General features: G+C 34.2%; 19 protein-coding genes and 1 riboswitch. Of the genes, 11 read left to right on the forward strand and 8 right to left on the reverse strand.

What is annotated here, in order from left to right; genetic code table 11:
- Positions 1-54 precede the first annotated feature (54 nt).
- From malC to malR, 3 genes are all read left to right on the forward strand, one after another.
- Entirely contained in the window at positions 55-1356 is a 1302-nt protein-coding gene (malC, locus tag ACQVV1_RS05050; protein WP_063223124.1) for a maltosaccharide ABC transporter permease MalC, read from the forward strand.
- The gene (gene malD / locus ACQVV1_RS05055; protein ID WP_001022595.1) at positions 1357-2199 is read left to right on the forward strand and encodes a maltosaccharide ABC transporter permease MalD; all 843 of its coding nucleotides are present in this window, start codon (positions 1357-1359) and stop codon (positions 2197-2199) included. It begins immediately after the preceding gene.
- Positions 2200-2481: 282 nt separating this feature from the next.
- Entirely contained in the window at positions 2482-3504 is a 1023-nt protein-coding gene (malR, locus tag ACQVV1_RS05060; RefSeq protein WP_063223125.1) for a maltose operon transcriptional repressor MalR, read from the forward strand.
- A 13-nt stretch (positions 3505-3517) separates the two neighbouring features.
- On the opposite strand, the gene ACQVV1_RS05065 is transcribed toward malR, so the two are convergent.
- Positions 3518-4681, reverse strand: a complete 1164-nt coding sequence (locus tag ACQVV1_RS05065) for an aminotransferase A (protein WP_063223126.1) — start codon at positions 4679-4681, stop codon at positions 3518-3520.
- A gap of 123 nt (positions 4682-4804) precedes the next feature.
- Complete coding sequence (locus ACQVV1_RS05070) at positions 4805-5005, reverse strand: hypothetical protein (RefSeq protein ID WP_000929285.1); 201 nt, start codon at positions 5003-5005, stop codon at positions 4805-4807.
- A 309-nt stretch (positions 5006-5314) separates the two neighbouring features.
- Between ACQVV1_RS05070 and kinB the strand changes: the two genes are divergently transcribed.
- Positions 5315-6589 (forward strand): sporulation sensor histidine kinase KinB, encoded by a 1275-nt coding sequence (gene kinB / locus ACQVV1_RS05075; RefSeq protein WP_063223127.1) that lies wholly within the window; start codon positions 5315-5317, stop codon positions 6587-6589.
- A 38-nt stretch (positions 6590-6627) separates the two neighbouring features.
- Here the strand turns inward: kinB and ACQVV1_RS05080 are convergent, their stop codons facing one another.
- On the reverse strand, positions 6628-7377 hold the full coding sequence (locus ACQVV1_RS05080) for a DUF3967 domain-containing protein (protein ID WP_098555055.1): 750 nt from the start codon (positions 7375-7377) through the stop codon (positions 6628-6630).
- Positions 7378-7613: 236 nt separating this feature from the next.
- Here ACQVV1_RS05080 and nucA point away from each other — a divergent pair, with 236 nt between their 5' ends.
- Both nucA and comJ read left to right on the forward strand, forming a co-directional pair.
- Complete coding sequence (gene nucA / locus ACQVV1_RS05085; RefSeq protein WP_063223129.1) at positions 7614-8048, forward strand: DNA-entry nuclease; 435 nt, start codon at positions 7614-7616, stop codon at positions 8046-8048.
- A gap of 36 nt (positions 8049-8084) precedes the next feature.
- A complete protein-coding gene (gene comJ, locus ACQVV1_RS05090; protein ID WP_060632097.1) occupies positions 8085-8474 on the forward strand; it encodes a competence protein ComJ in 390 nt (129 codons plus the stop codon).
- Positions 8475-8511: 37 nt separating this feature from the next.
- Here comJ and metE read toward each other — a convergent pair whose 3' ends face one another.
- From metE to ACQVV1_RS05105, 3 genes are all read right to left on the reverse strand, one after another.
- The gene (gene metE / locus ACQVV1_RS05095) at positions 8512-10800 is read right to left on the reverse strand and encodes a 5-methyltetrahydropteroyltriglutamate--homocysteine S-methyltransferase (protein WP_063223130.1); all 2289 of its coding nucleotides are present in this window, start codon (positions 10798-10800) and stop codon (positions 8512-8514) included.
- A 128-nt stretch (positions 10801-10928) separates the two neighbouring features.
- Positions 10929-11117, reverse strand: a riboswitch (cobalamin riboswitch).
- Between the two features lie 339 nt (positions 11118-11456).
- Positions 11457-12038, reverse strand: a complete 582-nt coding sequence (locus ACQVV1_RS05100) for a PadR family transcriptional regulator (protein ID WP_063223131.1) — start codon at positions 12036-12038, stop codon at positions 11457-11459.
- Between the two features lie 151 nt (positions 12039-12189).
- Positions 12190-13731, reverse strand: a complete 1542-nt coding sequence (locus tag ACQVV1_RS05105; RefSeq protein ID WP_000445746.1) for an MDR family MFS transporter — start codon at positions 13729-13731, stop codon at positions 12190-12192.
- Positions 13732-14258: 527 nt separating this feature from the next.
- Between ACQVV1_RS05105 and ACQVV1_RS05110 the strand changes: the two genes are divergently transcribed.
- Positions 14259-14759, forward strand: a complete 501-nt coding sequence (locus ACQVV1_RS05110; protein ID WP_242252077.1) for a hypothetical protein — start codon at positions 14259-14261, stop codon at positions 14757-14759.
- A 31-nt stretch (positions 14760-14790) separates the two neighbouring features.
- Here ACQVV1_RS05110 and ACQVV1_RS05115 read toward each other — a convergent pair whose 3' ends face one another.
- On the reverse strand, positions 14791-15024 hold the full coding sequence (locus ACQVV1_RS05115; RefSeq protein WP_063223134.1) for an SPP1 phage holin family protein: 234 nt from the start codon (positions 15022-15024) through the stop codon (positions 14791-14793).
- Between the two features lie 164 nt (positions 15025-15188).
- On the opposite strand from ACQVV1_RS05115, the gene ACQVV1_RS05120 reads away from it, so the two are divergent.
- Both ACQVV1_RS05120 and ACQVV1_RS05125 read left to right on the forward strand, forming a co-directional pair.
- Positions 15189-15830 (forward strand): diguanylate cyclase domain-containing protein, encoded by a 642-nt coding sequence (locus ACQVV1_RS05120; RefSeq protein ID WP_242252076.1) that lies wholly within the window; start codon positions 15189-15191, stop codon positions 15828-15830.
- Between the two features lie 649 nt (positions 15831-16479).
- Entirely contained in the window at positions 16480-17142 is a 663-nt protein-coding gene (locus tag ACQVV1_RS05125; RefSeq protein WP_063223136.1) for a YkyA family protein, read from the forward strand.
- A gap of 31 nt (positions 17143-17173) precedes the next feature.
- On the opposite strand, the gene ACQVV1_RS05130 is transcribed toward ACQVV1_RS05125, so the two are convergent.
- Positions 17174-17632, reverse strand: coding sequence for a YkyB family protein (locus ACQVV1_RS05130; RefSeq protein WP_000804864.1), 459 nt, complete (start codon positions 17630-17632; stop codon positions 17174-17176).
- 177 nt (positions 17633-17809) lie between these two features.
- Between ACQVV1_RS05130 and ppx the strand changes: the two genes are divergently transcribed.
- Complete coding sequence (gene ppx / locus ACQVV1_RS05135) at positions 17810-19348, forward strand: exopolyphosphatase (RefSeq protein ID WP_242252075.1); 1539 nt, start codon at positions 17810-17812, stop codon at positions 19346-19348.
- 108 nt (positions 19349-19456) lie between these two features.
- Positions 19457-21565 (forward strand): polyphosphate kinase, encoded by a 2109-nt coding sequence (locus tag ACQVV1_RS05140; RefSeq protein ID WP_063223138.1) that lies wholly within the window; start codon positions 19457-19459, stop codon positions 21563-21565.
- Positions 21566-21663: the final 98 nt, after the last annotated feature.

Below are 21663 nucleotides of genomic sequence, written 5' to 3' on the forward strand. Positions count from 1 at the left end.
GTGCCTCTAATATGAGGGGCACGAATTCTCTCCCAGAAAAAAGGGGGAAGGAACATGCAAACATCTATGGAACCAGCAAACGGCTTAAATGGTTCAAAGCATAGGAAAATGGCAACCATGTTATCTATCATTCCAGGCGTGGGCCAAATGTATAATAAACAATTTGTAAAAGGTCTTATTTTTCTAGTATTAACAGGTTCATTTATTGTAGCCTTTGCTGATTTATTAAATATGGGATTATGGGGAATTGTAACGCTTGGTACAGAAGTTCCACGTGACCATTCTGTCTTTCTATTAGTAGAAGGAATCTTAGCACTCATCGTCATCGTGTTTGGCCTCGGAATATATGGGTTTAATTTATATGATGCATACCAAAACGGGAAGAAACGTGATATAGGAACACCGTTAAACTCTGTAAAAGAGCAATACCGTAATTTACTAGATCAAGGTTTTCCATATTTAATGGTTTCACCAGGTTTTCTATTACTTATCTTTGTAGTTGTATTCCCAATCATCTTCGTAATTTTAATTGGATTTACGAACTATGATTTATATCATTCTCCTCCAGCTAAACTAGTAGATTGGGTAGGGTTTAAAAACTTTATTGATATCTTTACATTACCGATGTGGAGAGAGACGTTTTTAAGTGTATTTTCTTGGACTGTCATTTGGACATTCGTTGCAACGACATTACAAGTTGCGCTTGGTATTTTCTTAGCGATTATCGTAAATCAGCCTGGTATTAAAGGGAAGGCAATTATTCGAACAATCTTCATTTTACCGTGGGCGGTCCCAGCATTCGTATCTATTCTTGTTTTCTCTGGTATGTTTAATGAGACATTTGGAGCAATTAACAATCAAGTATTGGCTTTATTCGGAATTGAAAAGATTGCTTGGATGACAGATCCATTTTGGGCGAAGGTAGCTTTAATTATGATTCAAACGTGGCTTGGATTCCCGTTCGTCTTTGCAATGACGACAGGTATATTGCAATCGATTCCAGGAGAATTATATGAAGCTGCTACAGTAGACGGAGCTACAGCTTGGCAACAGTTTCGAAAAATTACATTGCCACTTGTTCTATATGCAACAGCACCAATATTAATTACGCAATATACGTTTAACTTTAATAACTTTAGTATCATCTATCTATTTAACGGCGGAGGTCCTGCTGTAGCTGGACAAGACGCAGGTGGAACGGATATTTTAATTTCATGGATTTATAAGTTAACGATGACTTCAGCGCAGTATGGGAAAGCAGCAGCTCTTACAATGATATTATCGTTAATCGTTATTACAGTTGCGTTATGGCAATTTAAGAGAACAAAATCATTCCAAGAAGAGGATATGATGTAAATGAATATTAAAAGACAAAAGATGTTACGTCTCTCATTAAGTTATTTCGTTATTTTCGTAATGTGTGCCATCATTTTCTATCCATTATTATGGATTATTGGCTCATCGTTTAATCCGGGTGATAGTTTATCTGGATCAAGTATTATCCCACAAAATGCAACGTTAGATCATTATCGTAAGTTATTAGATTTAGAGAATAGTAATTATTTACTATGGTATAAAAACACATTAAAAGTAAGTGTTTTAACGATGATTTTCTCAGTGTTAGCAATTAGCTTTACTGCTTATGCATTTTCAAGATACCGTTTTGTAGGAAGAAAAAATGGTTTATTAACATTTTTAATTCTGCAAATGATTCCAAACTTTGCAGCGTTAATCGCTCTATATGTATTAGCGCAGTTAACAGGATTAATTGATACGCACCTTGCATTAATTTTAATTTATGTAGGCGGGGCAATCCCAATGAATACATGGCTTATGAAGGGATATTTTGATACAATTCCGAAAGAATTGGATGAGTCAGCTCGTATGGATGGGGCAGGACATTTCCGTATTTTTTGGCAAATCATTATGCCACTTGCAAAGCCAATCGTAGCAGTTGTAGCGCTATTCACTTTCATCGGTCCATTTACAGATTTCATTTTAGCGAGTATTATTTTGCGCACACCAGAAAATTATACTTTAGCAGTTGGATTATATGAAATGGTAGCGAAGAAATTTGGTAATGAATTTACAACGTTTGCAGCAGGTTCAGTATTGATTGCAATCCCAATTTCAATTTTATTCCTATCACTACAAAAATACTTTATCTCTGGTTTAACTGCTGGAGGTACGAAAGGATGAAAAATGGGACATTACGTCCCATTTTTCTTTTCATCTCCCTATAAAATATTTTATAGGGAGATGAAAAGAGATTTGACATCATATGTGAAAAGAAGTGAAATAAATAGTATATTATAGTATAGGAAAAAAGAGCTATATCCCTTACAATACATGGAGAGGGAGAATATGATAGGTTTTGCAAGATAGAATTAATGAAAGTTTATGACTTCTCCTATAACTTGCAACGGGTGCAAGATAAAAATATATGAAAAATGGCAGAGAATTGAGAGGAGGGGGATTTTTATGACAGTTACAATTAAAGATGTGGCGAAGAAGGCGAATGTAGCACCATCTACCGTTTCTCGTGTAATTGCTGATAATCCAAGTATAAGTGAAAAAACAAAGCGTCGTGTTCGGAAAGTAATGAGTGAACTAGGGTATCATCCCAATTTAAACGCAAGAAACCTAGCTAACCAAACAACAAAAACACTTGGTCTTGTTATGCCAAGTTCTGCAAGTAAAGCTTTTCAAAATCCGTTTTTCCCAGAAGTTATAAGAGGGATTAGTTCATTTGCACATGTGGAAGGGTATGCACTTTATATGTCGACAGGTGAAACGGAAGATGAAATTTTTAATGGTGTTGTAAAGATGGTGCAGGGGCGCCAAATTGGTGGCATTATTCTTTTATATTCAAGAGAGAATGATCGGATTATTCAATATTTGCATAAACAAAATTTCCCGTTTGTATTAATTGGGAAACCATATGATCGAAAAGAAGAAATTACATATGTAGATAATGACAATTATACAGCTGCAAGAGAAGTAGCAGAATATTTGATTTCATTAGGTCATAAACAAATCGCGTTCATCGGCGGTGGATCTGATTTACTTGTAACGAGAGATCGTTTGGCTGGAATGAGTGATGCTTTGAAATTAGCTGATATTATATTGCCGAAAGAGTATATTTTACATTTTGATTTTTCAAGAGAAAGTGGTCAACAAGCCGTGGAGGAATTAATGGGGCTGAAGCAACCGCCGACAGCAATTATCGCAACGGATGACTTGATTGGACTTGGTGTGTTAAGTGCACTTTCTAAAAAAGGCTTCGTTGTACCGAAGGATGTCTCTATTGTAAGCTTCAACAATGCTTTATTATCAGAAATTGCGAGTCCGCCACTTTCGACAGTTGATGTGAATATATATCAACTAGGATATGAAGCAGCAAAAGCTTTAGTTGATAAAGTAGAGAATGCAGAATCTACTGCAAAGTGTATTATTATTCCGCATAAATTACTGAAGCGTCAAACTTGTGATCATTATGCATAAAAAAGCTAAGAGTTTAACTCTTAGCTTTTTGTTGTAGGAAGGCTTCTAAACGGTCACAGCCTTCTTTTAAAGTTTCGATACTATACGCATAGGATAAGCGAAGATAACCCTCACCATATTCAGAAAATGCTGTTCCAGGAACGACGGCGAGTCCAGCTTCTTTGACAAGGTCAAGTGCAAAATCAAATGATGAAGATGTTAAATGTCCAACATATGGGAATAAGTAAAATGCACCTGTTGGCTTTTCAACTGTTAAGCCCATTTGAATGAGTCTATTATATACGTAATCACGGCGTTTTTTGTATTGGTGGCACATCATTTTTGGTGCATCTTTAGCAGCTGTTAATGCTTCAATTGCAGCATATTGAGCAATTGAAGTAGCGCACGTTACGTTGTATTGATGAACTTTTAATATATGTCCAGCTAAATAGCTTGGTGCGAATAATAGACCGATACGCCAGCCAGTCATAGAGTGAGATTTTGATAAACCGTTAATGACGATAGTCTTTTCACGCATTTCTGGGAAATGAGCAATAGATGTATGCGTTTGTTCATATACAAGTTCGCTATAAATTTCATCAGAAAGGACGAAAATGTTTTTATCTTTTAAAACATCTACAATATCTTGCAGTTCTTCTTTCGATAAAGTTACACCAGTTGGATTAGAAGGATACGGCAGTACGACGCATCTTGTTTTTTCAGTAATAGCATTTTCTAGTGCTTCGGCTGTTAAACGAAAGCCAGTTTCACGAACATCGATAAAAATAGGTGTAGCGCCGCATAAGCGAATAATCGGTTCGTATCCTGGATAAATAGGGGCAGGTAAAATGACTTCTGTTCCTGGCTCTAAAATCGTTCGAAATGCAACATCAATTGCTTCACTGGCACCGATTGTAACGATGGTTTCGTTTTCAGGTGAATAATGTAAATCGTAGTTATCTTTTACAAAGTTACAAGCTGCCTTGCGCAATTCTAGTAAACCAGCGTTATGTGTATAGCTTGTATAATTTTCTGTAATAGCCCGTTTTGCCGCTTCTTTTACAAGAGAAGGTGTAGGAAAATCAGGTTGACCAATTGTTAAAGAGATAAGATTATCATAGTTTTGAATCATGTTAGAGAATTGACGGATTCCAGAAATTTGGATGTCCTTCACTCTAGGGTTAATGAATTGTTCCATTGTATCTCCCTTTCTTCCGTTTGAAAATTAAGTCCATTTTATCATATTTTCTATAATTTCGCTTGCGTATATGTTATGTAGAAAGAGAGGGATAATAGAAAAAAAGCCGCTGTAAGCGACTTTTTAATATCCGTACTCCCAATCTATTTCATCTTCATTCCAAAGTACAGAGGATACTTTGCCAAGGTGAACAACGGATTCATTAACAGCACATGTGCAATTTTCTTCTCCCGTTTTATGCTGTAACTCTTCATATACTGATTTTTCAACATTTTCTAGAACGACCAAATTTTCTTCTTTTAAAACAAGCGTAGTACCCGCCATATTTATCTTCCTCCTACTAAAATAATGATCACTTATTTGTAAACATAGATAGTATGGATTATATGCTGTATTTTGCTATAGTTGTCCGTCTCATGAAGTATTTTTTATTTTCTTTGTAATCCGTATTCATTGTATACTGCCGGGCAGAAATTTGGTACAGGGTTTACATTCATTTCGAAAATCTGTAACAATTATTATGTGTTGTTAACAAAGAATTAACAAATATGTTAAGAAAAATCAAAATTTTAAAACAAATAAACCCGTAAAATGATATAATCATATCAAAATACATATAGGGGATGAAAGGCTATGGAGCTGATCCGTGATTTAATGATCCAAATTGCCATCATTATTTTGCCGCTATTTTTATATGAAGCGATTCGTTTAAATCGTTATCAAGAAATGCCTCCGAAGCCTAACCGCTACTTTATTATGTTTTTATCCAGTATTACACTCGTTCTCTCCATGACATACTCTATTTGTTTTGGTGACGTTTGTGGGTATAACTTTCACCCAATCCCGATTGTTAGTGGTTTTCTATATGGTGGGATTGTTGGTTTAGTCCCGGCCGTGATTTTTGTTGCATATGAATGGGCACTAAAGGGAATGAGCCTTCTTCCAATCATAGAAGTAATATTTCTATTGATAGTCCCATTATTTTTATCAAAGAAATGGTCTCTATTTTCAAGGGAGAAGAAACTAATTTTTGCATTTATGATTTCATCATTGTACGTACTTGTTTCTTTAGTAATTGGAATGATTACCGTTCTGTTAGAAACGGGGTTTACACCGTATATTTCGCACCTATATAGCGGATATATATTTGCTTCGCTTATTATGGTTATGACAATGGTATTTCAGGTGTACTTAACAGAATATTTAAATGAAAATGCAATACTACGTACAGAGATGCAAAAGTCAGAAAAGCTTAATATTGTAAGTGAGTTAGCAGCAAGTGTTGCACATGAGGTTCGAAACCCGCTCACTGTTGTTCGTGGTTTTATTCAATTGCTAGAAAGTACGGAAGATGTGAAGAATAAGGATTATATGCGTCTCGTATTAGCCGAATTGGACCGAGCAGAACAAATTATTTCAGATTATTTGAATTTAGCAAGGCCACAAATTGAGAAAAAGGAACACATTTGTTTATCAGCACAATTAATAGAAATGACTACACTTATGTCATCATTTGCAGCGATGCAAGGTGTATATTTGCAAGTTGAGATTTCTGAAAGCCTTTATACGATTGGTGATAAGACGAAATTAAAGCAAGCAATTATGAATGTTGTTAAAAATGGTATTGAAGCAATTCAAGGAAATAAAGGATATTTAAAAGTAACGGCTATTCAAAAAGATGAAACGATTGTAATAAGAGTTAAAGATAGTGGTGTTGGAATGACGAAAGAACAGTTAGCAAGGCTGGGACAACCGTATTATTCTTTAAAAGAAAAAGGAACAGGATTAGGGCTTATGGTAACATTTAGTATTTTACAAGCGCATAATGGTACGCTGGAATATAAAAGCGAAAGTGGGAAAGGCACTGAAGCGATTATTATATTGCCAGCTGTAAGAAATAAGGAATAAAAGTTACCGTTGAAAGGTAACTTTTTATTTTATATTGTTTATTCATTTGTTTTTTCTTGTTTTGTTCGGCTAAATAAGCTTCTAAATGATTGCAAGAATCCTTGCTCTTTTGAGGCAGCAACCATTCTTTTTGTTTCTTGAATTTCACGAATAACTTGCATAAGTTGTGCATCACGATTACTATCTTTGTTATAAATTTGATTTACGAGTTTATTCATTTTTTCTTCTTGCTTAGATTCTCGTTTATACATATGATTCATTAATAAGTCCATCTTTTCTTTCTGCAGGGCATCTGTTTGAGCAGCATGATCCACTAATTCTTGTAGCATTTTTTCTTGAGAGCCTTCTTTTACATAAACTTGTTGCATTAATTCATCTAGCTTTTCATCTTTTAAACGATTTTGGGTAATAAGGGTAGAATTTTGATGAATAATTGCTTCATTTAATTGAGCGAGCATTTCAAGTTTTAACATGAACTCCTCAAAGTTACGCCCATCTTCTTTTTCTTTCGGTTGTATTTCTTGCTTATCTTGTATAACTGGTACAGGTGGGGCCTCTTTTTCTTTTAAAATAATTGGTATCGTTTCTGAAATATCTTCTTGCAATGTAGCAGCTCTTTCATGTATAGATTTCAATAGTTTTAAATCATCCAGTTTATAAATACGGGCATCAGCTGTTTTGGAAATCATATAACCATGTTCCTCTAACAGTTGACTATATTTGCGAACTATATGTTTTGGGATGCCTGTTTTATTCGTGACATCTTTCGTTTTATAGATAGCTTCCATGATATTTCCTCCCCAAAAAGTATCGTATATATCATTTCAATCTTTTATGAGGACTTCCTTTGAAAAAGAATGTCGGAAGGTTATTAGTTTTCTACAGCATTAGTGAAAAGGTGAAGAAAAATGAGAGTTTTTGGCGGAATAGCGGAGAAGAGCTAAAATAATGTCTGAAAACATATACGGGAGAAGTTTGTTATAATAACTGAGGAAAAGAAACTGGTAGAATCATGGAGGTATACATGAAGCAATTAAAAGGTATTATCATTTCAATTATTGCAATTCTTTCTATTGTAGTAGCGGTTTATGAAGTACTTATTCCAGAGGAAACAAGTACAAAAAAAACAAATGCGTATGATCAAGTTCTAGAATTTCCGAAAGAGAGATATCCAGAAACCGGGAAACATATTACGGATGCGATAAAAGAAGGACATTCAGAAGTTTGTACAATCGACCGTGGTGGTGCTGCGGATAGAAGAAAATTATCGTTAGCTCCATACCCATCAAAAAAAGGGTACGATCGTGATGAATGGCCAATGGCGATGTGTAAAGAAGGCGGAAAAGGAGCACATATCGAATATATAAGTCCAGCAGATAACCGCGGAGCAGGGTCTTGGGTAGGGAATAAGCTAGATAAATACCCAGATGGTACGCGTGTGAAATTTGACGTAAAGTAGTAGTTGTATATTTCATAATGAAGGAGAAGGGGAACGATGGAGTTAACAATTTCGTATTCGCAATTAATGTTGATGAACTATGACGGTGAGCAGCCTTACGTTGACTGGACGGATGAAGATTTTGAAAGAGGTTATGCGAAGGCGGATGGAACTGTTATTTTTGAAGCACTTTCTGATTATACTTGTGAAATAAAAGTAACTTGCGGGAAACATATTGAGAAAGAAGAAGTGGTTAGAACAGTTACAGTTCCTTTTACAGTTGAAAATGAATGTATCGTTGTAACAAGTATTCTTTCAAATAAATTTCAAATCCCTATTCCAAATGGTGAGTATACAGTTGTCTTACAAGCAACTCCTCTTGAAGAACCAACGGATGATGAATTATATAAAATACAATACGAATTCTTTTTTGAAAGTAAAGAATAAAAAATGGGTTATCCTTTTTGAGGATAACCCATTTTTGTTATGCGTTTGTTTTTAGTAGGGAACGAGCATCTTTTGCTGCTTGCACCATATGTTCTAGAGCTGGAATAACTTCTTCTGTTCTTCTCGTTTTTAAACCACAATCAGGATTAATCCAGAAATATTTAGGATCGCATACTTTTAAAGATTGTTCTACGATTTTATACATTTCATCTTTGCTTGGTACACGTGGGCTATGAATATCATATACACCTAGACCGATGCCTTTTTCATATGTTGTATGTTTTAATGTATCAATAAATTCGCCATGGCTTCTTGATGTTTCAATAGAAATCACATCTGCATCTAATGCGCGAATTGCGTCAACAATATCTTCAAAGTTACTGTAACACATATGAGTATGAATTTGTGTTTCATTTGCTACAGAAGAAGTTGCTAAAAGGAAGGATTGTACTGCCCATGTAATATAAGCGTCCCAATCTTTTTCTTTTAGTGGCATTCCTTCACGAAGTGCTGGCTCATCGACCTGGATTACTCGAATTCCGGAAGATTCAAGTAGTTCAATTTCATGACGAAGAGCTAATGCGATTTGATACGAAACTTCTTTTCTTGGAATGTCATTTCGAACGAAGGACCAATTTAAAATCGTAACAGGTCCAGTTAACATTCCTTTTACAACTTTCTCTGTTAAGCTTTGTGCATAAACAGTTTCCTTAATAGTCATTCCGTTAATAAAGGCTACATCACCATAAATAACAGGTGGTTTTACGCAGCGGGAACCGTATGATTGTACCCAACCGTTTTTAGTGAATGAGAAACCAGCAAGGCGCTCGCCGAAATATTCAACCATGTCAGTTCTTTCAAACTCGCCATGAACAAGAACATCAAGACCAATTTCTTCTTGGTAACGAATCCATTTTTCTGTCTCTTTTTCAATAAATTGTTCATATTGTTCATTTGAAATAACACCGTTACGCCATTCTTTTCGCGTTTGACGAACTTCAGTTGTTTGCGGGAAGCTACCGATAGTTGTCGTTGGTAACAACGGTAACTCTAGGGCAACTTGTTGTAATTCATATCGTTTTTCAAATGGAAGAGGACGTGAAAAATCTTCTTCTTTTAGTGCTGTTCGTGCTGCTTTAACATCTTCTCGGTTACGTGCAGCAGATGAACGAATTGTATGATGTACGTTTCGATATGTTTCCAGCTCATTACTAATGCTTTCTATACCTTGAGTCAGAGCAGAATGAATGAGAACTAGCTCTTCTAATTTTTGATTTGCAAATGCTAACGCATCAAATAGCTCGGTCGATAAGTGAATTTCTTCTGTTTTATCGATTGGTGTATGCAATAAGCTACAAGAAGGCTGAACGATGAAATCTTTCGTTTGGACTTGTTTTTGTAACGTTGTAAATAACGTAAGAACTTCATCAAGGTCAGCTCTCCAAATGTTACGGCCATCTATACAACCGACAGCTAAAGTTTTATCAGCTGGGAATCCATATTTTGAAATAGCATGTAGATTTCCTTCTTTACCATGAATGAAATCTAATCCAATACCTGATACTGGGAATGTAATAATTTCTTCATAGTTTTCTTCTACACTATCAAAATATGTTTGTAAAAGAAGAGTCGCATTTGGAACTTCTTTACGAATAGCTTCATAAATTTCTTTTGCTTGTTGAATTTCTTCTTTCGTTAAAGAAGCGAAAATTGGTTCATCAACTTGAATGACTTGTGCACCAGCTGCATGTAGTTCTGAAAGCAGTTGTACGTAAGGTGCAACTAACTGTTTTAAAATAGTAGCAAATTGTTCTTGTGTATAACCTTTAGCTAATTTCAAGAAAGTATATGGTCCTAAAATAACAGGCTTTCCATCTACTCCTAATTCTTGTTTTGCCTCTTCGTATAAGCGAAGTGGACGGTTATCTTTTAAAGAGATTTGTAATCCCTCTTCATATTCAGGAACGATATAATGATAGTTTGTATTAAACCATTTTGTCATTTCGGAAGCTACGTGATCTTTAGAGCCACGCGCCATTGCAAAATATACATCAAGGTAAGATGTAAACTCAGAAAAACGTGATGGGATAAATCCTAGCATATAAGCAGTATCCAAAACGTGATCATAATATGTAAAATCGCCAATTGGAATGAGTTCAATCCCTTTTTCCTGCTGTACTTTTACGTGTTGAAGGCGAATTTCTTTCATCGTTGTTAAAAATTGTTCTTTATCAATTTTATTGGACCAAAAAGCTTCCAATGTTTTTTTCCACTCTCGTTGTAGTCCGATACGTGGATAACCTAAGTTACTTGTTTGAATTGCCATTTCAAATTCCTCCCTAATTGAAAGTAAGCATTTCCGTTTACTAGGAAATACCTATAACAAAAAGTACAAAGGCACAGAAAATAAGCCTTCCTTTTTGTTTTAACACCTCATCATCATCCGTGAATCTATCAGTGTTGTTAAAACAGGCAGGTCTCCTGACTTATGCGTCATATAATTTCTTTCACCTTCCCGTTTTCACAGTGGCTCTAAAAAAGAAATCTCAGCATTTACAGTGGCGGGACCGTGTTGGAGTTTCACCAAGCTTCCCTTTTAAACACGAAACGAAATGTTCGTGTACCTATTTTCCTTTTGAAAGGAAGTTAACAAGCAATATGATATTGAAACAAATTCTAACACAATTTTTGGAATTTTGTCTACTGTTTTGAAATAAGAAAATTCTAAAGTTTTTCATTTTTATTTTTCTGATTAATGAAGAGGAGTGGATTGGATTAAACTTATAAAAAAGTGTGTACTTGTACAGAGATAAGACGCTAGTTGTGTTGTTTAACAATTAGTCCGTATTCTGGAATAAGGAAGGGGATTGGATGGTTCATTTCGAAATAGTATCTTATATCGAAAATTAAACAATAATATGATAACCCCGTCCTAAATTAGAACGGGGTTATGCTTATTTTAGGTTTTAAAATTAAATAACTTTATTGTCTTTTTACAGCTTTTTCTTTATCTTCATCTATATCAATTTCTGAAAGCCGCCCTGCAACTGCATCTGTAAGGAGGGTGTTTAACCATTGTAATTCAACTGTAATATGTTCAATAACGCTTTGTAAAATATATAATTGAGCACGTGGAATTTGTCCTTTGCTACAATCATAAATAGTTTGCATATTATGTAAATATTGAATGGTATCATTTTTCTTCTTTTCTAAAATAGGAACTAACTCTTGATCGTCACCAAAATGAGCGAAAGAGAGTGCTGAATAAATTGGTTTATATATTTGATTTTTTGCTTCGAATTGCTTTAATAGTAACGTGTGAAATAACCGTTTACCTTCTTCTGTTATATGAAAGATTGTTTTATCTGGTCTATTCGTATCTCGAACAATAGTTGTAATACTAATTGCACCTTGCTTTTCTAATTGCTCGAAGGCGTAGTAAAGTGATCCTTTTGCATATTTAATATAACAATCCATTTGTCTTTCTTTCATGATGTGTTGCACTTCATATGGATGTTTATCCCCTTCGAGTAGCAAGCCGAGAATGACTAATTTCATGCTCATTCTGTCTCAACTCCTGTATATAGAAACTTTATCCCGATTGGTGAGGGATAATAATCAGTGGGAATGGTTCCTTACTGATTAAAGATTTACTTTATATATTATAAACGGCATACCCTTTTTCATAAAGGATATGCCGTTTCTTTTTTCTATACTAACTTACCTGCTTTTGTTTTTGTTTCGTTTTTGGACCTGTAAAGAGGCGTTCATTTCCCATAAGTAAAATACAAATAATGCTTAGTACAGCCGGGATAAGTGCCCAGAAGAATGTACTGGCAATAGATGTAGCGAGAGCTTCTTTAATACCAGTTAATATTTCAGCTGGTATTTTATCAGTAGCACCTGGTGATAATAAGAAACTTGTGTCTCCGCCCTTTGGAGCTAATTTAGCTAGTTCAGGAGGGAACAAAGTGTTTAGTTTATCTGTAAAAATATGATTTTGAATTGTGCCGAAAATCGTTACACCAAGAGTCATACCGAGTGAACGGAAGAATGAGTTTGTTGATGTAGCAGAACCACGGTCTCTCATTTCTAATTTGTGGATAGAAGACATACTTAAAACTGAGAATGAGAAACCAACTCCAAGTCCAGCGAGAACCATAAATAGCGTTACGAGTAGACGTGGTGTGTCCATTGTTAAAGTACTTAGTAAATAAATACCAAGAACGAAGAAAACGCCAGATGCCATCATGATGTTACGATAACTTGTTCGAGAAGCTAACTGTCCACCTGTTTGACTTCCAATTACAGAGCCGACCATCATAGGTGTTAAAATCAATCCAGCATTTGAGGCTGAACCGCCGAGAACACCTTGAACGAAGATCGGAATATATACGGTACAGATGATAAAAGCGGCGCCATAGAAAAAGGCAACTCCTTGGCTAGCTGCGAATAAAGGTTTTTTAAATAGATGGAACGAAATGATAGGCTCAGTTGCTTTTCGTTCGACGAAGAAGAAAATAATAAGCATAATAACAACTGTTGTAAATAAACCGATAATTACAGTGGAATTCCATGCGTATTCTTTACCACCAAGTTCTAAGGCGAACATTAAGCAAACGATACTAATAACAAGTGTAATAGCGCCGGCCCAATCAATTTTTTGTTTTCTAAATTCTAGAGATTCACTGTAGTATTTCGTAATGAAGAAGAAGGAGATAAGTCCTAATGGAATATTAATATAGAAGACCCAATGCCAACTTATATAGTCTGTAATATAAGCACCTAATAAAGGTCCAAATACACTAGATGTCCCAAAAACCGCACCGAATAGCCCTGTCATTTTTCCGCGTTTTTCTGGTGGGAATATATCGTACATAATTGTGAAAGCGATAGGCATAAGAGCGCCGCCACCGATTCCTTGAATTGCTCTATAAATACTTAGCTGCTCAATACTAGATGCTGTTCCGCAAAGTGCAGAACCGAATAAGAAAAGAATGAGGCCACCAATATAAAAGCGTTTCCGTCCGTACATATCAGAAAGTTTTCCGAAGATAGGCATCCCTGCCATTGTTGCTACCATATATGCAGACGTGACCCAAACGAACTTGTCAAATCCTCCTAGGTCTCCAACAATCGTTGCCATTGCTGTTGCAACGATTGTATTATCCATTGCCGCCATTAAAATACCAAGTAGTAAACCAGCAACAACAAATTTTGTCTTGTTGGAGTCTTTTTTTGATAATTGAGATTCCAAATATAACCCTCCTTTAATAATAAGTAAACTATATTAAGTTTTGAGTGCAGTGCATAAAAAATTAATATAGTTCTTTCAAATCAATTGCCACAAGTGCACTGACAAAGCCATAAAGAATATTATAGTCAAATTTGACTAAAAGGCAAACTTTTTCTTCCGTCAAAATATTCTGTTGTATGGGCAGCGAAAGACTGAGTAATACTTATTATTGGTATAAAGTGAAACTTTAATCAGTGGAGGTTTTGTTCATCCCCCACCTAGCTTCTTTACTTTCTCTGAGTTTTGAGATGGGGGTCTTACTGCTCGGCAAATAGTGGGATAAAGTCAATGAAGGAAATTGTAAAAAAATATTTCAGTAAGAATACCTTCTGTTAACAGAGGAAAAATGGTTTTTTCTTTATATTGTCGAATAGGATAAAAGGAAGAGTAATAACTATATACAATTTGTAACAAGCTTTATTAATATCGTGTAGAGAGGCAGAATAAGGTCGTATGGATGATGCATCTGAAATGAGGTGAATATTATTATGAAAATATGGAAACGAATTTCGGATCAAGGAAGGCGTTCAATACCGCTACAACCGGTATTATGGATTGATGGCTCAAAAAAGGAAAACGAATGTCCTAATCTAGAAGTTACATTACAAATCCGTAGTATGTATAAAGAAAAATTTTCATATGAACTGACCTATGATGTAAACGACATACTTATTATTCGAATTGAAGTCGAAAATAAAGGGATGGAAATGATTTCACGAGTTGTAGTAAGTCATATGATTCGAGATTATTTTGCCTATATTCCAAATTCATTAAAGGTTGATAAGGGGATGAGCGAGTTTCTGTTCCAGCTTGTAAGGTGGCGAATCGATAATTTATTACCGAATGAGAAGGTAGAACTAATTTGTAAAATAAAAGCAAATAAAGATAAAGCACTCAAAAACGCATTATTTCAGGCTACATATACATTTCAATATAAAGGATTATCATATGGTCCGCTGCAAACCAATGAAGTTGTTGTGCGGCAATGATAAAAAGGAACCTGTATGAAAGGTTCCTTTTTTAGTGAAGGTTGTGCTTTTTGAGTACTTTTTTTTGCTCGATTCCTTTTTTTCCTACATAATTATTTTTATAACCAAAATATAGAATGAAAAGGAAGGAAGCAACATTTACAATAGCGTCAATTTGATCGTTTGTAATAAAGTTTATTCCGAAAGAGTTAAATAGTAATTTTAATGATAACAGAAAACCTGCTAGTAAACGCATAATATCTGATAGATTTTCTTTTTGCAGCATATAGGTCACCCCTTTCTAAAAACGATATATAGTATATATATGAAATAGAATAGAAATGGTAGACAAGTTTAAGCGAAAATGTACACCCAATATGTACATTTTTTATTTTGTAGAAAAACATAATTGCTATAGAAACATATATTGGTATAGAAGGGAGGAGAAGTATGAAACATAAAGGAAAAATTAGTGGATTACTACTTGGGAATACAGTGGCAGTTACAGAATGGATTGCGCTTCAGGATGTAATTACAAAACTGGATTCGCGATCGTTTTATACCGTCTTTATTATTTATATATTGCAAATGATACTCAGCTATTATTTTGGACATTGGTATGATAAAAGAGCGAGTGGGCGCATGGATACGGAAGTAGGGGGAATGGCGAGTAATGATTTTGTAGTTGATTTCTTTGAGAAAGTAGCTGCGTTATCAGAACGGGATTCTCATAATATTACAGTGTACATTCTTTCTGTGAAAGAATGGAAAGAACTAAAAGAAACAGTGCAAGAAAAAAAATTGGAGGTGTTAGTACAAAAATTGGAGAGTGCGATTGTAAAGACAATTCGTAAAGGGGATGTCGTTACTAGGTGGGATGAAAATAAGTATGTTATTGTGGCGATTGATAACGGACATGAAAAGTCGACAATAACAAATCGTTTAATGAAAAATATTGAAAGTGAAATAGAAAATGGCTTGTTAAGTATGACTCTATTATTTGGAGCAGCTAGTTATCCAATAGAAGGAAAAACTTTTGAAGAATTGTTAAGAAAGGCACAAAATCAATTGTACCAGCATAGGAATTTGTAAGGAAATAAGAAAAACTTTGATTTAAAGAAATATGAAATGAAGAAGTTTTGAATGTAACATTTTTTTGACTTTTATTACAAAAACAACTTTTTTTGTAATAAAAGTCTTTAAAAATATATGGAATAAGCATATAATTATGATGGATGTGTCAATGCATTTTGCACAATGTGTTTCATTTTAAAAGTGTAGAGGAAAACATACTCTACACTTTTCCTTTTTAGGGAATGACAAGAGTAATTGTAAGTTGTTGCAAGATAGCGTTTATACTGTGTAAAATGAACGAAGAGATTATTTGATAGAAAGCGGGAAAGGGAATGATAGAATGATAGACGTGAGAGAACAACGATCATCTTTTATCAGGTGAATGATTACTGTTGTTCTTCAAATTATGATGGCTGTGATGAATTCCGTTGTACTTTTATGTAATACATAGTATGAACAGGTTTTAAAAAGTGCCTAGTAAAAGATGGATATGAAACTGCTATTGAGTTCAAAAACGTAAAATGTAATTTTAAGTAATACAATTTGTACAAGCATTACAAACAATATAAATGATTTTCGTAAAAAAGGTGCGAGTGTGGAGTTTATAGAAGGATATATAATTTCATAGCTTTTTACACGATGATCGTATATAAGTAGGAGGAAAAAGATGTTGAAATATAGTAAATTAGCAATTGTAACTGCATTATCAATGACTTTACTAGCAGGTTGTTTCGGACCGAAACCAGAAGAGGAATTATATGTTGCTTTTGAAAATGCTGCAAAGCAAGAAAAAACAATGTTTGAAGATGCAAAGAAACTTGAAACTTTAGAAAAAGAGGGACAAGAATTATATAACCAGATTGTTCAAGAAGGAAAAGATAATAATCAAACTGTTAAGGAAAAATTGAACCAAGCAGTGAAAAATACAGATGAACGAGAAAAAGTGCTTAAAAAAGAAAAAGAATCTTTAAATAAGGCACAAGAAGAAGTGAAATCAGCAGATAAATATGTGAAGAAAATTGAAGATAAGAAATTGAAAGAGCAAGCGGATAAAGTGAAAAGCACATATGAGAAACGACACGATTCATTTAACAAGATGTATGATAGTTATAATAAATCATTAAAACAAGAAAAAGAATTATATACAATGTTACAAGATAAAGGTACAAAATTAAAAGATATAAGTGAAAAAGTAAAAGTAGTAAATCAATCTTATAAGGATATTGAATCAGAAAAAGATAAGTTTAATGAATTCACGAAATCTTATAATACAGAAAAAATAGCTTTTTATAAACAAGCAAATATTAAAATTAAAGAAGAGAAAAAATAAAACAGTTTGGCCTACAATGGGCCAAACTGTTTTATTTTTTTGTATAAGTACGACTATACCATGGAACAGGTTCACTTAATTTTTTTTCTTGTTTCAGTGCTTCAGGACCAATGTAATCTTGAAGTGTCTTTTTTGCTACTGTTAAAGATAAGGTTGTTTTCGGATTTCGATAGGAGGATTCAAGATGGCCAAGATGTGGTAGGATTCGAAAATCTTCTTTTGTAGGAGGAATATGGAAAAAATAATCACCTAAACGTATAAGAACATCAGATTGTTGTTGGCTAAAACGTGGATTTCTAGAAAAATGCAATCCTTCTTTAATAGCTTTTTTTTCAGCAATTAAGCGTTCTAAAGCAGTCTTTTTTAACCAGTATAAATACTTCGGGTTAGTTGCAGCTTTAGCATGACGATTCACAACGAAAATAGATTGAGCTAGTCGATTAATAGAATGTTGGTTTTGTAATTGAGATTGTGGTTGTGAAGGTTTCATATTGAATCTCCTTTCAATTTTTCATTATTATACCATAAATAAAATAGGTTTTTATTATATGCAAAAAGTGATTGTATATATTTTCAATATTAAAGCAATATTGTTACAAAAAACAACTATTTTGTATAATAGTAATAGAATGTGTTTTAGAAATTTGATAATGAAAGAGTGAGAAGTTTGAAAGAAATATTAAAACAACAATATGCCATTATAGATATTGGATCTAATACAATGCGTTTAGTTATTTATGAAAAGCAAAATGGAGGTTTTTATAAAGAGATTGAAAATACGAAAGTGGTCGCTCGGTTAAGAAATTACTTAGTCGATGGTATGTTAATTGAAGAAGGAATAGAGGTATTGTTACAAACATTATTTCAATTTCAAGAAAGTACACGATTCCATCAGTTGCATCATGTACTTTGTGTTGCAACAGCGACAATCAGACAGGCTGAGAACCAAGATGCAATTAAAAAACTTGTTGAAGGACAAACAGACTTTACTCTTAGAGTATTATCAGAATATGAAGAAGCACGTTACGGCTATTTAGCAGTTATGAATTCAACTTCGTTCTCTGAAGGGATTACAGTAGATATTGGTGGAGGGAGTACGGAAGTTACATACTTTCGTAATAGAGAGATTTTAGAGTATCATAGCTTTCCTTTTGGGGCACTTTCTTTAAAGCAACAATTTATTAAAGAGGATATACCTACTGAAGAAGAGTTGGAAAAGATTCAAACGTACTTAGAACATCAATTTCGAACATTACCATGGTTAATTGATAAGAAATTGCCTCTTATTGCAATTGGTGGTAGTGCGAGGAACTTAGTAAAAATTCATCAAAATTTAATTTGTTATCCTATAGCAGGGGTACATTTATACAAGATGAAAGAAGAAGATATTAAAAATGTGAAAGAAGAATTGGAAGCATTGTCGTTCATAGAACTTCAAAAAATGGAAGGATTGGCAAAAGATCGAGCAGATACAATTATTCCAGCAGTCGAAGTATTTCATACGCTTGTTAATGTTATAAAGGCACCAGCATTTGTATTAAGTAGAAAAGGGTTACGAGAAGGTGTTTTCTATGAAGAGTTGACAAAAAATTTGGGGATTTCATATTATCCGAACGTAGTTGAAGAAAGTTTGTATTTATTGTCACATGAATATGAAATGGATATGGAATTTGTAATGCAGCTTATAAAGCAGGGAAGATTGATTTGTCAACAGCTTGAAGAAACAGGATTGATTTCAATGTCGGTAAAAGACTGGGAAGTATTCCATCAAGCAGCGAAAGTATTTAATATAGGTAAATATATAGACGAAGAAGCGAGCCGCTTACATACGTTTTATTTATTAGCGAATAAAACAATTGATGGTATGATGCATAAAGAGCGAGTTAGATTAGCGCTTATTGCGTCTTATAAATCAAAAATGCTATTCAAACAACATTTGTCTCCATTTGAAGGATGGTTTGATAAAAACGAACAAAAGAAAATTCGCCTATTAGGGGCTGTTTTACAATTTTCAGCAGCTCTAAATATAAGACAAAGATCACTTGTGGAATCAATATCTATAACAGAAAATAAAGAAGGATTAACATTTAAAATTGTATGTGAGCAATCAGCATTAGCGGAAAAAGTGCAAGCTGAAAAGCAAAAAAAGCAGCTAGAAAGAGTATTGAAAACGACTATTAACTTATCCTTCGAATCAAAACGTTAAGTTGTACGGATGTCTTTACGAAAAATTAACACTTTGGAATATTGTAATTTGCTAAAATGAAAGTAACTAAATTATAGTAAAAAAGTTTCAAGGGGAAGTGTGAAGGGGATGGAATTATTGAAGGGGAATACAGTAAATTTAAATGATACAGCTTATTACAATAATAGAGAATTAAGTTGGTTAGCATTTAATGAACGTGTACTACAAGAAGCACAAGATGAAACGAATCCGCTCTTAGAAAGGTTAAAGTTTATTAGCATTTTCAGCTCAAATTTAGATGAATTCTTTATGGTACGCGTGGCAGGATTGAAGGATCAAGTGAGTGCTGGGTTTAACCAACCAGAAAATAAGGCCGGCTTAACACCAAAAAAGCAATTAAATAAAATTGCGATAAAAGCACATGAATTAATGACCGTACAATATGGTACGTTTAAAAATTATGTGTTGCCAGCGTTGGAGCTAGAGGGGATTGAGCGTTTAACGTTCCATGATTTGACGAAAGAACAGAGAGAATTTATAGAAGAGTATTTTGATGAACAAATTTTCCCAGTCTTAACACCTGTGGCTATCGATGCATATCGTCCATTTCCGATGTTATTAAATAAAAGTTTAAATTTAGCTACTCTTTTATATGATGAGAAACAAGTGGAAGAAGAAAACCGCACGAAGTTAGGAATTGTACAAGTTCCTTCACTACTTGAACGTTTCATATTTTTACCGAGTGAAGGGCAAAAGCATAAATTTATTTTATTAGAAGACGTAATTAGTAGTTTTACTCATAAATTATTTACAGGATATAAAGTATCATCTGTTACTCGTTTCCGTATTACACGCAATGCGGATTTAACAATTCACGAAGAAGGTGCGAGAGATTTATTAAAGGTAATTGAAAAAGAATTAAAAAAGCGTAAGTGGGGAGCTGCTGTACGTTTAGAAGTTGGCAAAGAGCATATTGATGAAAGAGTATTAGCATTATTATATGAGGTGTTGGAAGTAAAGGATGAAGATGTGTATATAATGGATGGACCGTTAGATTTAACATGTCTATTTTCTTTATATAAAAAACTAGCTCCTTTATATGAACATCTAGTATATCCGGCTCTTATTCCGCAACGGCCTCAAGACTTAGGTGATGCGGAAGATGTATTTGAAAAAGCGATTGAGCATGATATTTTATTACATCATCCTTTTGAATCGTTTCAGCCAGTAGTTGATTTTGTCCGTGATGCGGCAGACGATCCGAATGTACTTGCAATTAAACAAACATTATATCGAGTAAGTGGGGATTCGCCGATTATTCAGGCGCTAAAGGTAGCGGCTGAAAAAGGGAAGCAAGTGACAGTATTAGTTGAATTGAAGGCAAGATTTGATGAAGAAAATAATGTGCATTGGGCTAAAGAGTTAGAAAAGGCAGGCTGTCATGTTATTTACGGTGTAAGTCATTTGAAAACACATAGTAAAATTACGCTAGTTGTAAGAAGAAAAAACGGAAAAATTGAAAGGTTCGTACATCTTGGGACCGGAAATTATAATGATGCAACCGCAAAGCTATATACTGATTTTGGCTATATTACATCACGAAAAGACTTTGGGGTCGATGCAACAAATTTCTTTAATTATTTGAGTGGTTATACAACAAAACCGCATTTTCATCATTTATCGGTTGCGCCATTTGATATAAGAGAGCAATTTATGGATTTAATAGATGAGGAAATCCGTTACCATAGACAATATGGAAATGGATATATTATCGCTAAGATGAATTCGTTAACTGATAAACCACTCATTAAAAAAATGTATGAAGCATCACAAGCTGGAGTAAAGGTTGAACTCATCGTTCGAGGAACATGTTGTTTAAGACCTGGTATTCCAAATGTAAGTGAAAATATTCGGGTAGTTAGTGTTGTCGGGAGATATTTAGAACATAGCCGAATTTATTATTTCCATCATAATGGGGAAGAGAAAATATACTTATCTTCAGCTGACTGGATGACGCGGAATATGGAGAAGCGCGTAGAAATATCTTTCCCGATATTAGATATTGAAATGAAGGCGCGAATTAAGGCGATTTTACAGCTTACTTTAGCTGATAATGTGAAAACGCGTGAACAAAATAAAGACGGTGACTATTATTATGTTATTAATAATGGTGCAGAAGAGATTGATAGCCAAGTGAAGTTGTTTAAGATGGCGTATCAAAACACAGATGCTGAATAATGAGAACGAAGTAAAAACCTCTTTTTAAAAAGAGGTTTTTACTTCGTTCTCTACTTATTGTATGTTCTCAAAATAGAAGCATGAGTAGAGAGAATAGT

Origin of the sequence: Bacillus basilensis, from assembly GCF_050630465.1 — a bacterium.
GTDB classification, from domain to species: Bacteria; Bacillota; Bacilli; order Bacillales; family Bacillaceae_G; genus Bacillus_A; species Bacillus_A basilensis.

Bases quoted from the DNA above. Each gene is read 5' to 3' on its own strand.
- malC (WP_063223124.1), top strand. From the start codon at position 55: ATGCAAACATCTATGGAACCAGCAAACGGCTTAAATGGTTCAAAGCAT.
- malR (WP_063223125.1), top strand. From the start codon at position 2,482: ATGACAGTTACAATTAAAGATGTGGCGAAGAAGGCGAATGTAGCACCA.
- ACQVV1_RS05065 (WP_063223126.1), bottom strand. From the start codon at position 4,681: ATGGAACAATTCATTAACCCTAGAGTGAAGGACATCCAAATTTCTGGA.
- comJ (WP_060632097.1), top strand. From the start codon at position 8,085: ATGGAGTTAACAATTTCGTATTCGCAATTAATGTTGATGAACTATGAC.
- malD (WP_001022595.1), top strand. From the start codon at position 1,357: ATGAATATTAAAAGACAAAAGATGTTACGTCTCTCATTAAGTTATTTC.
- ACQVV1_RS05080 (WP_098555055.1), bottom strand. From the start codon at position 7,377: ATGGAAGCTATCTATAAAACGAAAGATGTCACGAATAAAACAGGCATC.
- ACQVV1_RS05070 (WP_000929285.1), bottom strand. From the start codon at position 5,005: ATGGCGGGTACTACGCTTGTTTTAAAAGAAGAAAATTTGGTCGTTCTA.
- ACQVV1_RS05120 (WP_242252076.1), top strand. From the start codon at position 15,189: ATGAAACATAAAGGAAAAATTAGTGGATTACTACTTGGGAATACAGTG.
- ACQVV1_RS05125 (WP_063223136.1), top strand. From the start codon at position 16,480: ATGTTGAAATATAGTAAATTAGCAATTGTAACTGCATTATCAATGACT.
- ACQVV1_RS05115 (WP_063223134.1), bottom strand. From the start codon at position 15,024: ATGCTGCAAAAAGAAAATCTATCAGATATTATGCGTTTACTAGCAGGT.
- ACQVV1_RS05110 (WP_242252077.1), top strand. From the start codon at position 14,259: ATGAAAATATGGAAACGAATTTCGGATCAAGGAAGGCGTTCAATACCG.
- metE (WP_063223130.1), bottom strand. From the start codon at position 10,800: ATGGCAATTCAAACAAGTAACTTAGGTTATCCACGTATCGGACTACAA.
- ACQVV1_RS05140 (WP_063223138.1), top strand. From the start codon at position 19,457: ATGGAATTATTGAAGGGGAATACAGTAAATTTAAATGATACAGCTTAT.
- kinB (WP_063223127.1), top strand. From the start codon at position 5,315: ATGGAGCTGATCCGTGATTTAATGATCCAAATTGCCATCATTATTTTG.
- ACQVV1_RS05100 (WP_063223131.1), bottom strand. From the start codon at position 12,038: ATGAGCATGAAATTAGTCATTCTCGGCTTGCTACTCGAAGGGGATAAA.
- ACQVV1_RS05130 (WP_000804864.1), bottom strand. From the start codon at position 17,632: ATGAAACCTTCACAACCACAATCTCAATTACAAAACCAACATTCTATT.
- nucA (WP_063223129.1), top strand. From the start codon at position 7,614: ATGAAGCAATTAAAAGGTATTATCATTTCAATTATTGCAATTCTTTCT.